This window comes from Micromonospora parathelypteridis (assembly GCF_014201145.1).
GTDB classification, from domain to species: Bacteria; Actinomycetota; Actinomycetes; order Mycobacteriales; family Micromonosporaceae; genus Micromonospora; species Micromonospora parathelypteridis.
This window is the reverse complement of sequence record NZ_JACHDP010000001.1, coordinates 5,837,921-5,852,047: the sequence shown is the minus strand read 5'-3', so window position 1 is coordinate 5,852,047 and position 14,127 is coordinate 5,837,921. Positions and strand designations below refer to the sequence as shown.

10 protein-coding genes are annotated in these 14,127 nt (G+C 69.6%); 4 read left to right on the top strand and 6 right to left on the bottom strand.

Features of this window, described 5'->3' with window-relative positions:
* Nucleotides 1–25: 25 nt before the first annotated feature.
* The 5 genes from HNR20_RS26485 to HNR20_RS26465 all read right to left on the bottom strand — a co-directional run bounded on the left by HNR20_RS26485 (nt 26) and on the right by HNR20_RS26465 (nt 5,757).
* Nucleotides 26–190, bottom strand: a complete 165-nt coding sequence (locus tag HNR20_RS26485; protein ID WP_184185095.1) for an alpha/beta fold hydrolase — start codon at nt 188–190, stop codon at nt 26–28.
* A complete protein-coding gene (locus HNR20_RS33010) occupies nt 169–297 on the bottom strand; it encodes a DUF4259 domain-containing protein (RefSeq protein WP_184185093.1) in 129 nt (42 codons plus the stop codon). The genes HNR20_RS26485 and HNR20_RS33010 overlap by 22 nt, the downstream gene beginning before the upstream one ends.
* Nucleotides 298–454: 157 nt before the next feature.
* Complete coding sequence (locus HNR20_RS26475) at nt 455–1,654, bottom strand: low temperature requirement protein A (protein WP_311736884.1); 1,200 nt, start codon at nt 1,652–1,654, stop codon at nt 455–457.
* Between the two features lie 133 nt (nt 1,655–1,787).
* Nucleotides 1,788–2,720: a diacylglycerol/lipid kinase family protein gene (locus HNR20_RS26470; protein ID WP_184185091.1), complete on the bottom strand. Its 933-nt coding sequence runs from the start codon at nt 2,718–2,720 to the stop codon at nt 1,788–1,790.
* Nucleotides 2,721–2,868: 148 nt separating this feature from the next.
* Entirely contained in the window at nt 2,869–5,757 is a 2,889-nt protein-coding gene (locus HNR20_RS26465; protein ID WP_184185089.1) for an AfsR/SARP family transcriptional regulator, read from the bottom strand.
* 150 nt (nt 5,758–5,907) lie between these two features.
* On the opposite strand from HNR20_RS26465, the gene HNR20_RS26460 reads away from it, so the two are divergent.
* Together HNR20_RS26460 and zwf are read left to right on the top strand one after the other, a co-directional pair.
* Nucleotides 5,908–6,318 (top strand): hypothetical protein, encoded by a 411-nt coding sequence (locus HNR20_RS26460; protein WP_184185087.1) that lies wholly within the window; start codon nt 5,908–5,910, stop codon nt 6,316–6,318.
* 746 nt (nt 6,319–7,064) lie between these two features.
* The gene (gene zwf / locus HNR20_RS26455) at nt 7,065–8,558 is read left to right on the top strand and encodes a glucose-6-phosphate dehydrogenase (RefSeq protein WP_184185086.1); all 1,494 of its coding nucleotides are present in this window, start codon (nt 7,065–7,067) and stop codon (nt 8,556–8,558) included.
* A gap of 101 nt (nt 8,559–8,659) precedes the next feature.
* Here the strand turns inward: zwf and HNR20_RS26450 are convergent, their stop codons facing one another.
* On the bottom strand, nt 8,660–11,287 hold the full coding sequence (locus tag HNR20_RS26450) for a tetratricopeptide repeat protein (protein WP_229687303.1): 2,628 nt from the start codon (nt 11,285–11,287) through the stop codon (nt 8,660–8,662).
* Nucleotides 11,288–11,722: 435 nt separating this feature from the next.
* Here HNR20_RS26450 and HNR20_RS26445 point away from each other — a divergent pair, with 435 nt between their 5' ends.
* Nucleotides 11,723–12,883 (top strand): HesA/MoeB/ThiF family protein, encoded by a 1,161-nt coding sequence (locus tag HNR20_RS26445; RefSeq protein ID WP_184185084.1) that lies wholly within the window; start codon nt 11,723–11,725, stop codon nt 12,881–12,883.
* A complete protein-coding gene (locus HNR20_RS26440) occupies nt 12,880–14,106 on the top strand; it encodes a hypothetical protein (protein ID WP_184185082.1) in 1,227 nt (408 codons plus the stop codon). Before HNR20_RS26445 ends, HNR20_RS26440 begins: the two co-directional genes overlap by 4 nt.
* Nucleotides 14,107–14,127: the final 21 nt, after the last annotated feature.

The following is a 14,127-nucleotide window of genomic DNA, read 5'->3' as shown; positions in this document are numbered from 1 at the left end:
GCCGCCACGCAACCGCGTCAGCGGCTCAAGCGATGATCTCGGCCATCCGTCCGGGCTGCTCCAGGATGGTGAAGTGGCCGGCGTCGGGCACGACGACCGGCTTCTCGCCGAGAGCCTTCGCGGTACGCGTCCGTTCCGACGGTCGAGACCAGTCGCGTTCGCCGTAGATCAGGGTGCGGGGTGCCCGCACGGCGGCGTACTGGGCGCGCGCCGCGCCCCAGGAACGCCAGCGGTCAAGATCCCCAGATGGTCGGCCGCGGTGTCGTTGTCGAAGTTGCCGCTGCCCCAGCTTCCCATTGGTCCTCCCCCTGTCGCGCCCGCTTGTCCTGCGGATTGAACCAGGTCGGTACGACCCGGGACAGCGGGTCGAGTTCGGGCTTGCCGAAGAAGACGCGCTCGTCGGCGCCGGTATCACGCGCGCATCGCGTCTTTGCTGGGGTGCGCGGTACGCGCGTCAGTGTGGCGGCGAGGCCTGCTCTAGTGGGCGTCCGTGGGCTCGGATCGTGTCCGAGATGGCGACGCCGAGCAGGACCACGACAGCTGCTGCAGCGACTCCGAGGGGCGGCAGGCCGACCATGATCGGTGCCATGGCCGCGAGGACGAGGATCCCGATCGGCCGTGGCCGGGACACCCGGGCGAAGGCCACGTACTCGAATACGGAGCGACCGGCGAGGAAGAGCGCAGGCCCGCCGAGAATGGCCCCGACCCAAGCACGTTTGGCGTCGCCGAGTGGATCTATGAGAACGAGTTCAGAGCCGGCTGAGCTGGCGAGGATGCCGACCACCATGAGCAGGTGCGAGAACTCGGCCAACCGGCCGAGCCGGCCAGGGTCGGCGGATGCCGTGATGGCCTCTCCCAAGATTTGGCCGGCTCGGTAGAAGTAGATCCGCCACAGCAACACCGTGATGAGGAACGACACGGTAAGGGCCAACGTTCGTTGCGCCACGATCGGACCGCGGAGAAGACTCGACCCGGAAGTCAGGATCGTCTCACCAAGCGCGACGATGACGAGCTGCCAGTAACGTTCGGCCAAGTGCTCGCCCGCGACGGCCCACGGGGACATCTTCGCGCGACCCAGCCCCGGTACCGGCCAGCCGAGTCTGCCCCCCAGGTAGTCGATCGCCAGAGCCACCGTCCAGAGCGAATTGCGCGTCAACTCGGGTGCGAAGGCTCCGGCGAGCCACGGAACGGCCGACACACCGAACCAGACGAGCGCCAGCATGTTGACGCGGCGCAGGTCGTGACCCCGCACAATGACCACGAAGAAGAGGCTGCGGCCCACCTGAATCGCGACATAGGTGCTCGCGAAGAGCAGGCCGGTCTCGGCGAGAGCCCCCGAGATCGCGACCGCCAGGAGCAGGCTCCCATACATCGTCGTGATGACCACGAACTGGACTGCCGGCTGGAACGGATCGAATCTGCTGGTCATCCATGCCGTCTGGGTCCAGATCCACCAGACCGCCAGGAGCAGCAGCAGCGTCTCGCCGTTCTCCGCAAGGGAGGTGGTCAACCTATCCGCGACGTGACCCCTGGTGTAGTCCAACACCAACTCGTGCACGACCCGGGTGAGCGCGAAGACGAACACGAGATCGAAGAACAGTTCCAGGAAAGTCGGCCGCTGCGGACTCTCACGCCTGCGCAGCAGATTGGCCACTCTGTTCCTCGTCACCCGGCCCGTCCGCTTCGTCGGCTTGTCGCTAGAGCAGTCGTACCACGTCGCCGCGCTGCCCATAGGAAAGACGCACCCGATGACTGAAGAGCCTGACGGCCGACGAGGGTGCCACCGGTCAGGCGGAGTGCTCGGGGCAGCAGACGGTGAGCGCGCCGGGCACCGAGCGCACCTTGAGCTTCCGAACCGCCGTACGCGCCCCGCCGTCGAGCTCGTACGTCCGCGGCGCGGCGAAGCGGACCGTCATCCGGCGGCCCCGGGTGATCCGGACGAAGGGCGAGTCCGTCGACCGGCCGGCGGCCATCCGGCCGAGGGTCCGGGCCCAGTCGATCGCCCCGCTGGCGGTCGAAACGCCCACCTCCAGGCAGCCGTCGTCGGGTCGGGCGTCGTCGAAGGCGGGGATGCCGCCGGTGATCGTGCCGACGTTGCCGAAGAGCACACAGCTCGCCTCGCCGTCGAACCAGGTGACCCCGTCCACCCGGATACGGGTGTCCACCAGCTCGCCCCGGACGTGCCGCAGCCCCGTCCAGACGTACGCCAGCCGGCCGAGCCGGCCCTTGAGGTCCCGGTCCGCCTCGCGGATCAGGTCACCGTCGAACCCGGCCCCGGCCATCACCGCGAAGTGCTCGCCGTTGAGCCGGCCCAGGTCCAGCCGGCGTCGCCGGCCGTGCAGGCCGATCCGCACCGCCTCCGCCAGGTCCTCGGGGATGCCGAGGTTGGCGGCGAAGAGGTTCGCGGTGCCGGCCGGCAGGATCGCCATCGGGGTCCCCGTGGCGGCCAGGGTGTCCGCGCAACGCTGCACCATGCCGTCCCCACCCCACACGAAGACCAGCTCGGCGCCCTTCTTCAGCGCCTTGCGGACCTTCTTCGGCGCCTTGCGACTCTTCGGCACCTCGTACCAGAGCAGGTCGTCGATGCCGGTGCCGGCGAGGGTCGCCCGCAGCTCGTCGAGGCCGCCACCGAGGCTCTTGCGGCGGTGGGCGACCACCGCGACCGTGCCCAGCCGGGCGGCGGTCACGGGCGTGGTGGGGGCAGCGGTACTCGTGCTCATGGCCGCCGGTGTTACCCAGCCAGCCGGTCCGGTACGCCTCGCGGGTCGTCAACGACCGACCGCGTCGCGTCGGAACATCGGACCGCCGGAGTCGCCCTGGGCCGCGTGTCAGAAATCGCTTGGGCCTGCGGATGAGTTGGGGCGATCTTCAGCGGGACAGCCCCGGCTTGGGAAGCGACGTCGGATCTCGATCGAGCTGGGCAAGCTTGGCTTGAAGTTGGCCGGCGTCGGCGTGCCCGATCTCGTGGAAGATTCGCAGCGCACGTTGCCAGGTGCGGCGCGCTTTCTCGGTGGCGCCGGTGACACACTGGGTTTCGCCGAGGTGGGCGAGGGTGTCGGCCTCGTGAAACCGGTCGCCGTCGAGCCGGAACAGGTCCAGGGCCCGTTGATAGGCGATGGTGGCCTGTTCGTAGCGGCCGAGGTGGTGGAATGCGTAGCCGAGGGTGTCCCAGGAGTTGGCCTGTCCTGGGCGGTCCTCAATCTCCTCAAGCATGATGAGGGCGTGGCGGCAATGGGTGACGGCCTCCTGGTGGTTCCCGATGCGGACGTGGAGCCAGGCGACCGCGTTGAGCATCCGGGCCTGTCCGGCCCGGTGGTTGGTGGCCTGGTAGAGGTCGAGTGCCTGCCGGGCGTGGACGAGAGCCTCGCGGTCGCGCTTCTCCCGGGCGTACAGCCAGGTGAGATTGTGATGGACGTTCGCCTGGCCGGTGCGATCTCCCACCGCTTTGGTGAGGTCGAGGGCCTGCTGCAGGTGGGTGCAGGCCGAATCGTCGTGGCCCAGGTGGGCGTGGGAGAGACCGAGGAGACGGTGGATGTGTGCCTGCCCGGACCGGTCGGCCAGCCGCAGTATCCCGTCCAGTGCGGTGATCAGTTCAGGCCAGCGGCCCTGCCTGTTGTAGAAGGTGCTGAGCGTCCAGGCGAGTTGCCAGGCATGGCGGTCGAAGCCGGTGCTTGCCGCGTGTGGGATCGCCGCGAGTAGCACCGGACGTTCGTCGGCGAACCACTCCATGGCCCGGTCCGGGTCGACGAAGTCTTCGGCGGGTCCCTCGACCAGTGGTGTGGCGAGTTCGATCGGGTCCCGCCGGGGCTCCAGCAACAGGGCGGCCCGGTAGGCGCTCTGCAGGTAATGGTCGAGGAGCCGGTGGCGTGCGTCGCGACGATCGGCGTCGCAGTCGTGGGTGTGCACGAGTTCCGCGGCATATGCGGCTAACAGGTCGTGGAACGCGTACCGGCCCGGTGGATGCTCGGCGATGAGGTGGACGCGGACCAGCTCGGCCAGCAGCGGGCGCACCTGGTGCGGGTCGACCCCGGCAAGACCGGCGGCGGCGGAGACGCTGACATCGGGGCCAGGATGCAGCCCGAGCAGTCGGAACAGGTGGGCGGCGCCGACCGACAGGGTGCGGTAGGACCAGGAGAAGACGGTACGGAGTTGGGTGATGGCCTCCTCGCCATCGAAGGCGTCCAGGTCGTGGGCGTACTGGCTGAGCTCCGTGGCCAGTTCCTCGATCGTCAGACTGGGTTTCGTGGCTGCGCGGGCGGCGACGATCGCCAGCGCCAGCGGGAGTCGGGCGCACCGGGTGATGATGTCCTCGACCGCGGAGCTGCCGGCCGCGATCCGCTCGGCGCCGACCCGGCGGGCCAGCAGTTCGCTGGCCTCGGCGGCGGACGGCAGATCCAGGCGCATCGGCACCGCCCCTTCGGTGGCGACCAGGCCGGACAACACGTTCCGGCTGGTCACGAGGACGAGGCAACCCGGCGAGGCGGGTAGCAACGGTCGCACCTGCTCGGCGTCGCGGGCGTTGTCCAGCAGGATCAGAACCCGTTTGTCGGCGAGCAGGCTGCGGTACAGCCCTGTTTGCGCCTCCACGCCGGGCGGAACCTGCCGAGTCGGTATGTGCAGCGCCTCCAGGAAACCGCGTAGCGCCTCACCGGGACTCGTCGAGGAACCGTTCGGGTCGAAACCCCGCAGGTTCACGTGCAGTTGCCCGTCCGGAAAGCGGTGGCGGACCTGGTGAGCCCAGGTTACGGCCAGCGCCGTCTTGCCGATCCCAGCGGTGCCAGCGATCACGCAGATCGGCATGGACGGTGGGACCGCGGGACCGCCTGCCCGCTCAACGAGCAGGTCGCTCAAGTCACGCAGGTAGGCCGTGCGTCCTACGAAACCAGCCAGAGCGGGCGGAAGCTGGGCAGGTACCACCGACCGGGCCGGGTGCTCGACCCTCGCCGCAGACCCGGCGCGGGCCTCGGCGGTCGCGGCGTTTCCGGAGGCCTCGTCGGCATCCACCGCGGGTCCCTCGCGGTCCGTGATGATGGACGCGGCGAGGCCGCGCAGCTCCGACCCGGGTTCCAGGCCAAGTTCGGCGACGAGGATCTCGCGGGTCCGCCGATAGGCGGCGAGCGCGTCGGCGCGCCGACCGCTTCGGTGCAGCGCCAGCATGAGTTGACCGGACAACCGCTCACGCATCGGGTGCTCGTGGGCCAGGCGGGACAGCTCGGGTATGAGTTCCGAGTGCCGGCCGGCCTCGAGGTCGGCGTCGATCCGGTCGGAGAGGGCGGCGAAGCGCGACTCTTCCAGGCCCCCACATAACTGTTCCCGCAGGTCGCCGTCGGCAGCGTCGGCCAGTGCCGGCCCACGCCACAGCTCCAGCGCCGCCGTGAGCCGGGCGGAGCGCAACCCCGGGTCGTCAATCGTGCGCGCAGCGTCGACAAGCCTGCGGAACCGGTGGAGGTCCACCGTGTCGGGCTGGACCTGCAGCAGGTAGCCCTGGCCGTGGGCCACCAGCCGTACCAGCTGGTCGTCGCCACCGGCAGACCGCAGTGCGGTCCGGATACGCGAGACCAAGGTCTGCAAGGTGGTTCTGGCCGCCGCGGGGGGTGCCTCGCGCCAGAGCAGGTCGATCAGCCGGTCGGTGGTGATCACCCGGCCCGGCTCCAACAAGAGCACGGCCAGTACCAGGCGTTCCATGCGCCGGTTGAGCCGGACGAGTTCTCCGCTGGCGCTGAGCAGATGGACCGATCCCAGCAGCCGAAACTCCACGATGGACAGCTTACGGCCAGCGCTTCGACCGCTGAGGACCGGATGGTAAGGAAATGTCAAGCCTGGTAGCTCAGTGTCCCTTTGGCGAAAGCAGCGCGTCTGCTGACCAGCACAAATCGCGAGCCGTACAACGGGAAGGCACACGTACTCATGAAGCGGTCCCTCAAACTTGGCCTGGCCGCCGCCAGCGCGGCGGCGGTCATCTTCGGCACGTCCGCGCCAGTCCAGGCGAGCAGCAACCTCGGTTGGCTCTACACGGTGGGTGCGAGCGGCGGGGTGTTCTTCGACGCCGACCTGAACGGCTACCCGAACGTCGAGAAGATCACCGTCTGCGACAACAGGAGTGATGGCCGAGGGCTCATCGGGCGGCTCTACTTCGACGGCATCACCGGGAACGGGGACGGCCTCATCGACTGGATCAAGGATCCGTCGAACGACGGTGCCTGCACGAGCATGGCCTACAACATGATCGCTGAGGAAACCCCGGTCAAGGTCGAGGTCTGCGAGTACATGGGGTCCAGCGAACGACTGAACTGCGCCATCGGTTTCGCCCGGGCCTGACGCTGGATCTACACCTACAGCGGGTCCGGATTCAGCAAGAGCGGGGCGTTCTTCGACGGCGACCTGAACGGCTACCCGAACGTCGAGAAGATCACCGTCTGCGACAACGAGACGGACGGGCGTGGCCTCGTCGCCGAGGCGCGAGGGATCCCGACCGGAAACACCTACTACGTCTACGACCAGTCCAACGACGGCAAGTGCTCCTCCATGTCGGCCGACATCTTCCCGGAGGAGAAGTGGGTCACCGTCAGCGTCTGCGAGTACGCGGGCAGCAATCTGTACAACTGCAACAACGGAAACCCCTGGTACGCCTGAGCCGGTGAACGAGCCCGTCGACCGGTTGACTGGTCGGGAGCGGAACCAGGCATGCTGCACCAGCTCGTTGAGCTGATCTGCACTCCGAATACGGGGGCACCCACCGTCGGGCTCGACGGTAGGTGCCCCCGGCATCGTCTCCAGCGCCGGTCAGGGCTCGCTCTGTCGCACCCTGGCGGTCCCGTCGCCGCCGTCGGCGAGCCCGTCGACCTCCGCGGGCTGTCTAGCCACGATCATTCGTACGCCGACGGACCGTACCGAATCGCCACCGAGACGCCCACCCGCCAGCCCGGCATGCGACGCTCAAGGTCCGCGACCAACGGGCCACGCCGCGTGGCTCCCGGACACTACCGCCATAGCCGCACAATTCCTGGCATTGACAGCACGGCACCCCCGACCCCACACCCCTTGTGCCCGGAGGAACGCAGACCATGGACCACGCATCTCAGCTCATCCAGGAGCGGAGTGCCCCGCCGGCCACGCTGGTGATCTTCGGTGCCTCCGGTGACCTGACCCGGCGTAAGCTGCTGCCCGCAGTCGAGAGCCTGGCTCGGCACGAGCGGCTCCCGGACCAGTTCGCGCTGGTCGGCGTCGCGCGCACGTCGATGACCGACGAGCAGTTCGCCGAGAGCGCCCTCGGCGACCGCACCCTCGCCAGCAAGCGCCAGCTCCAGGGCGGCGTGCGGTACGTGGCCGGCGGCTACGACGACCCGGAGACCTACAAGCGGCTCGTGGAGACCCTCGACGAGCTGGACGCGCAGCGGGGCACGTCCGGCAACCGGCTCTTCTACCTGTCCACCCCGGCCGGAGCCTTCGAGCCGGTGATCAACGGACTGGCCGCCGTCGGGCTCAACCAGCCACGCGAAGGCTCCTTCTCCCGCCTGGTCATCGAGAAGCCGTACGGGCGCGACCTGGTCACGGCCCGCGAGCTCGACGGCGTCGTGCACAGCGCGTTCGACGAGCACCAGGTCTTTCGTATCGATCACTATCTGGGCAAGGACACCGTCCAGAACGTGCTGGCGTTGCGCTTCGCCAACTCGATCTTCCAGCCGATCTGGGACCGTTCCTGGGTCGACCACGTGCAGATCACCGTCGCCGAGACCCTCGGCGTCGGCAGCCGCGGCGGCTTCTACGAGGACGCTGGCGCGATGCGGGACATCGTGCAGAACCACGTGCTCCAGGTCCTCGCGCTGGCACTGATGGAGCCACCGGCCTCATTCGAGGCTGAGGGCCTGCGCAACGAGAAGGTGAAGCTGCTGCAGGCGATCCGGCTCCCCACCGACCGGGACATCGCCGAGGCCGCGGTCCGGGGACAGTACACCCGGGGCGGCACCCGCGAGGAGCTGATGGCCGGCTACCGCGAGGAGGCCGGCGTCGACCCCCTGTCGCGGACCGAGACCTACGCCGCTATGCGGCTCAACGTGGACAACTGGCGCTGGGCCGGGGTGCCGTTCTACGTACGCACCGGCAAGCGCCTGCCGGCCCGGCTCACCGAGGTGGCACTGCAGTTCCAGCGGCCGCCGCACCTGCCGATCCCGACCGACCAGCTCACCGGCCTCGATGCTGACGCGTTGATCCTGCGGATCCAGCCGAACGAGGGCATCTCGCTGCGCTTCGGTGCCAAAGTGCCAGGCCACTCCTTCCGGGTCCGCACCGCCACGATGGAGTTCTCCTACGACCAGACGTTCCTCGAGGAGTCCCCGGAGGCGTACGAGCGTCTGCTCCTGGACGCGCTGATCGGTGACGCGTCGCTGTTCATCCGCAGCGACGAGGTGCAGCAGTGTTGGCGGATCGTCGACCCGATCATCGACAACTGGGAGAAGGACAACTCGTCGATCCCCACCTACGAGGCCGCTTCCTGGGGCCCGACCGACGCCGACCGGCTCATCGGCCGGCACGGCCGCAAGTGGCGCAACTCCGCGTGACCCTGCCACAACCGACGCCCGAGGAGTGCGCCGCTGCGGCGTTGGCCGGTCGTTCGCCTCGCCGGCCGCGCGGCTTGGCGGGGGCAGATGCGCGGCAATGATCAACTGCAGCTCAGGGTGCACGTCAGGAGCTGTACCGTCGCGTACCCGACGCCGTTGCTGTCGAGGGCGGTGAGGTGGGCGCGAATATCTTCGGCCTCGGGCATGTCGAGGTCGGTGTAGAGGGTGAGCGCCCGTTGGAAGTGATCGCGGGCGGAGGTGGGGGCTCCGAGAGCGCGGTGGGTGTGACCGAGGCCGGCGTGGGTACGGGCGTGCTCGTGATACGCGCCGATCTCGACGACGATCGTGTGTGCCGCGTTGTGGTGGGCAAGGGCGTCGGCGACGTTGCCCGTGACGCGAGCCGCCTCGGCGATTCCGTTGAGTGCGCTGGCTTCCCCGTACCGTTCGCCGGTCTCGCGAAAGATGTCCAGCGACTGCTGGTGATGGCAGCTGATCTGGCCGAGGCTGGTGTGCAGCGTGCCGAGGCTGTTCAGCGTCCAGGCCGCACCGGTGTGATTGCCGAGTTGGCGGTACATGGCCAGGGCCCGCTCCAGATGGATCCCGGCGGCCCGGTGCCGCCCCAGCCGTATCTCGATGTCGCCGAGTGTGTTCAGCGTCCAGGCTTCGCCGGTCCGGCCGCCGATTCGCTGGAACAGGATCAGGGATCGTTTCACGTGCTCGGCGGCCAGCCCGTACTGGCCCAGTTGCGCCTCGACCTCACCGAGGTTGTTCAGCGCGTGTGCCTCCCCGGCCTGGTGGCCGGCCTGCCGGAACAGGGCCAGGGCCAGGCCGTAGCTGGTGGCGGCGGACCGGTTGCGGCCGAGCTGCGACTCGATGACGCCGAGGTTGACCAGTGCGCGGGCTTCGCCGACCTGGTCGCCGACTCGTCGAAACAGGGTCCGGCCCTGCTGAAGGTGCTCGGTGGCCGGCCCGTATCGGCCGAGCTGTGCGTAGGTGGCGCCGAGACTGGTCGAGGCGTGAGCCTGCCCGGCTGAATCACCGGCGCGGCGAGCGGCGATACGCGCGTGCTCGTGGATGGCGAGGGCATCAGTGGGATACCCACCGTGCAGGTACTGGAACAGGCTGGTCGACAGGCGGGTGGTGTGAGAGGGCCAGCCGTGGGCGGCGGTGTAGGCGGCGACGGCGACCAGAGCCGGGCGTTCAGTATCCAGCCAGTCGCGGGCGGTGTCCGAGTCGAGCAGAACCGCGACCGGTCCGCCACCGGATGATGCCTCGTTGCGGTGCGACCCGGCCGGGTACAGGACGTCCATTGCGGCGGCGGCGGTGGCCACGTAGTAGTCGAACAGACGGGTCAGGGCGGCCCGCCGTTCGGGTGGTGGGTCTTCGTCGCCGCACCGGCTGACGGCGTACGCGCGAATGAGGTCGTGCAGGGCGTACCGGCCGGGGGCGGCCTGTTGCAGCAGGTGGTCCCGGTGGAGGTGGTGCAGATGGACCTCCGCGTCGGACGGGCAGATGCCGTTGAGGGCAGCGATGGCCTGGGCGTCGAAATCATCGCCGGGATGTGCCGCCACGAAACGCAGCAGCCGTCGCCGGTCGGTGGGTAGCTCCCGGTAGGAGAGGTCGAAGGCAAGCTCCACGCTGACGTCGAGGCGACGCTGGTGGTGACGCTCGTCGAGCCGGTCGGCGTGATCGGTCAACGTCCAGCCTGAGGTGCTTCTGAGGTGCGCGTTGACCAGCCCGAGCGCAAGGGGAAGGTGGCCGCACCGCTGCGCGATCCGGGCCACCGCGTTCGGGTCGGCGCCGCCGGGGAGAGGCGACCCTCCCCCGGCGAGCAGCGCGGCCGACTCATCCGGAGTGAACAGGTCCACGGTGAGCCGTGTGGCGTGCGGCAGTTCGCTGAGGTCGCGTCGGCTGGTGATCAGCACCGGGCAGCCCGCAGTGTCGGGCAGCAGCGGGCGGGCCTGTTCGGCGTCGCTGGCGTTGTCCAGCACCACGAGAGTACGGGTGCCGACCAGGAGGCGGCGGTAGGCGGCAACCCGGGCGGGCAGGTCGTACGGGATCTGCTGGCCGGCGACGCCGAGCAGGCGCAGGAAGCCCTCCAGGACCGAGGCCGGGTCGGCCGGCGGTTGACCGGGGTCCGGGTGGAATCCGCGCAGGTTGACGAAGAGGATCCGGTCGAACGGTTTCCGCCGGTGCGCGGCATGCGCGGCGTGGATGGCGAGTTGGGTCTTGCCGACGCCCGCCATGCCCTGGATCGCCAGCACGACCGGGCCGCCATCCAGGTCGCCTTTGCGTAACTCCCGTCGGAGCCGGTTCAGCGGGGCGGTACGACCGACGAAGCCGGCCAGGTCCTGCGGCAGGTTGTCCTGGACCCGCACCTGCGCTGCCGCCCGGGCCTCCCCGCCGACGACGCGAAGCGCCTGCCGCCACTGCGCCACGTACCCGACGTCTGGATGCAGCGCTTCGACAACGGCGATCACCAGATCGGTGTTGAGCCGCCTCCGGCCGCCCTTGAAGCAGTCGGCGACCGTCGTCCTCCTCGCCATCACACCACCGGGCCGGCCCGTGGCCTTCCCTGCCGCATTGATCCGATTCTTGATCGTGTCGTAGGACGGGTCACCGGCCCAGACCTTCAACATCCGTAGTCGTTGGGCCACCTCGTCCAGCGAGTCGGCCGGTCCGGGATCCGGCGGCGCCACACCGCTTCTGATCGACAGCGACTCGGTCACGGCGGCTCCTGGACGGTCCTGATGTCGGACTTGTGCTCCTACTAGACCCCTGCTGTCCGGCAGCGTCACCGGATCTGTCCTTGATCCGCCGAGTGGACACGGGGGCGCCGGTGGTGGCCGTCCGGGATCGTCCGGGATTCACCCACGCCCCGGCGGCCCGCCACACACTTCACCGAGGTGCTGGTCCGGGCACCGGCGGCCTCCGCCGGTCGCGGTCGGGCCAGCCGTGGAACCCGGGAGGGAGGTGTCGCCATGAAGATCCAGATCCGTCGGCTCGAGAAGATCGAGACCACTGTCATCTGCGCTTGCAGCCCCTGCACGGACTGCTGACCCGACTGTCCTGGTCACCGCCCGCTCTGGTGGGCGGTGGCCAGGACCGCCACGACGACTGGGGGCGCCGGGCGACCCCACCAGGACCCGAAGGAGCGAGTACGGATGAGGCGACCCCGAATCAAGAGTGTGTTTCCACCCATCCCGCTGGGCGACGGCCGCATCCGCATCGGCGGCGGCGACTACGGCATCGCCTCGGAGATGGTCGACGACGAGCACGGCAACACCTGGCACCTGTTGAGCCTGCTGGACGGAACCCGGACCCGGCCCGAGCTGGCGGACGCGATGGCAAAGCACGATCCGGGGATCACCGCCGCCGACGTCGACGACTCCGTCGACGCGCTGATCGACATGGGCTTCGTGGAGGACGCCGCCGTACCCCCGCCGGCCCGGCTGCCGGAGGTGGAACGCGAGCGGTACCGGCGCAACCTGGAGTTCTTCTCCTACTTCCACAAGCCCCCGCTGACCGCGGCCGACTTCCAGCTGCGGCTGCGCGACGCCCGGGTCACGGTGCTCGGGATCGGCGGCCTCGGGTCGTACGTCGCGATGAGCCTGGCCGCCATCGGAGTCGGCGACATCCTGCTCGTCGACGACGACGACGTGGAACTGATGAACCTGAACCGCCAGGTGCTCTACACCGACGCCGACGTCGGGCAGCCCAAGGTGACCGCTGCCGTCCGCCGGCTGACCGAGATAAACCCGCACGTGCGGATCAGCGCGCGCAACGCGCGGGTCGACGGGGTGGCGGCCGCCCGCGCCTGCATGACCGGCCGGGACCTGGTGATCTGCGCCGCCGACCGGCCCCGACTCACGCTCTACCAGTGGCTGAACGAGGCGGCCCTGCGGGAGGGCACGGCGTGGATGCGCGGCTCCAACGACGGGCTCACGGTCAGCCTCTTCCTGCACGTTCCCTACCAGACCGCCTGCTTCCAGTGTGTCGAGCAGGACGCCGCGGCCAACCACCCGGAGTACGCGCCGATGGCCGAGTATGTCGTCGGGGTGATCGGCGACCGGACCATCAACCCGTGCAACGCGCCGATGGCCGGGATGATCGGCAACCTGGCCGCCCTGGAGGCCGTCAAGCACCTCACCGGCATGGCGGAGCCGGTCATCGTCGGCCGGAAACTCGTCGTCGACGTGCACCGGATGGAAACGCAGTTCGCCGAGGGCACGCTGCTCGACGACTGCGCCGCCTGCGGCCCGGACGGCCGGGTCCCCCGCCCCGGCGACCTGCGGGCCACTGTCGCGTCCGGGTCCGCGACGTGACCAGCACGCTCGCCGACACCACCGTCGTCCGGCTGTATCCGCTGCACATCGGCGAGAGCGAGGACGGTGTGTGCGAGGTCGGCCGGGTCGAGACCGGCGACTTCGTCGAGCTGCCGGCCGAGGGCGTCGACCTCGTCCGGTGGCTCGGCGAGGGACTGCCGCTCGGCGAGGTCCGCCGGCGGTTCGCCGACCGCTACGGCACCGAGCCGGACCTCGCCGACTTCCTCGACGGCATCGCGTCCTGCGGATTCCTGCGGGTGGACGCCGCGACGGGCGACGCGGGCACGACGACGACCGGGGCCGGCACCCCGCCGGCCGCCGGCAGCGAGGTGTCCCGTCGGGGAGTGGCGCTGCTGGCGAACCTGCCGCCGCACCGGGTCTCCTGGCTGCTCGCGCCGCCGATGCGGCTGCTCTACGTCGGCAGCTGGCTGACCGTACCGTTACTGCTGGCGCTCGTTCCCTCGCTGCGGCCCACCCCGGCCGACGCGTTCCTGCTGGACGGGGTGCTGGCCAACGCCCTGGTCGTCGCGATGGTGGCCTGGATGCTGGTGCTGCTGCACGAGTTGGCGCACGCGGCCACCGTGCGGGCGTTGGGCGTCACCGGACGGCTCTCCATCAGCCGAAGGCTGTGGTTCCTGGTGGCGCAGACGGAGATGTCAGCCGTCCGGTCCGTGCCCCGTCGCCGCCGTTACGCCCCGTACCTGGCTGGGCTGACCTGGGACCTGTTGCTCATGTCGGCCTGCCTGGTGCTGCAACTCGCCGGTGTGCACGAGCGACTGGTCCGCGGCGTCGTTTACACGCTCACGCTGTCGGTGGTCTACCAGTTTCTGGTGTTCATGCGCACCGACATCTACTACGTCCTGGGCAACTGGCTGCGGCTGGGCGACCTGATGGGTGACACCCGGCGATGGCTGGCCAACCAGGTGCGTCGACTGGTCGGCCGCGACCCCGGGCACGACCTCGGCGGTGTGCCGGCCCGGGAAGTACGGATCATCCGCTGGTACGCGCCGTTCTACCTGCTGGGCTCGCTCGCCGTGACCGCGGCGCTGCTGGCCCTCACGGCGCCCGCCATGGTCACGATGGTCCGGCTGGCCATCGACGGACTCGTCGCGCCGGTCGACGGGCTCGCCTTCTGGAACGGCGTCGGCTTCCTCGCGCTCGTCGCCCTGCAACTCGCCACCTTCGGCTGGGTCCTCGTCACCGAACGTCGTACCGCCGCCTGATCGGCTCGTCCACCGCAGCGC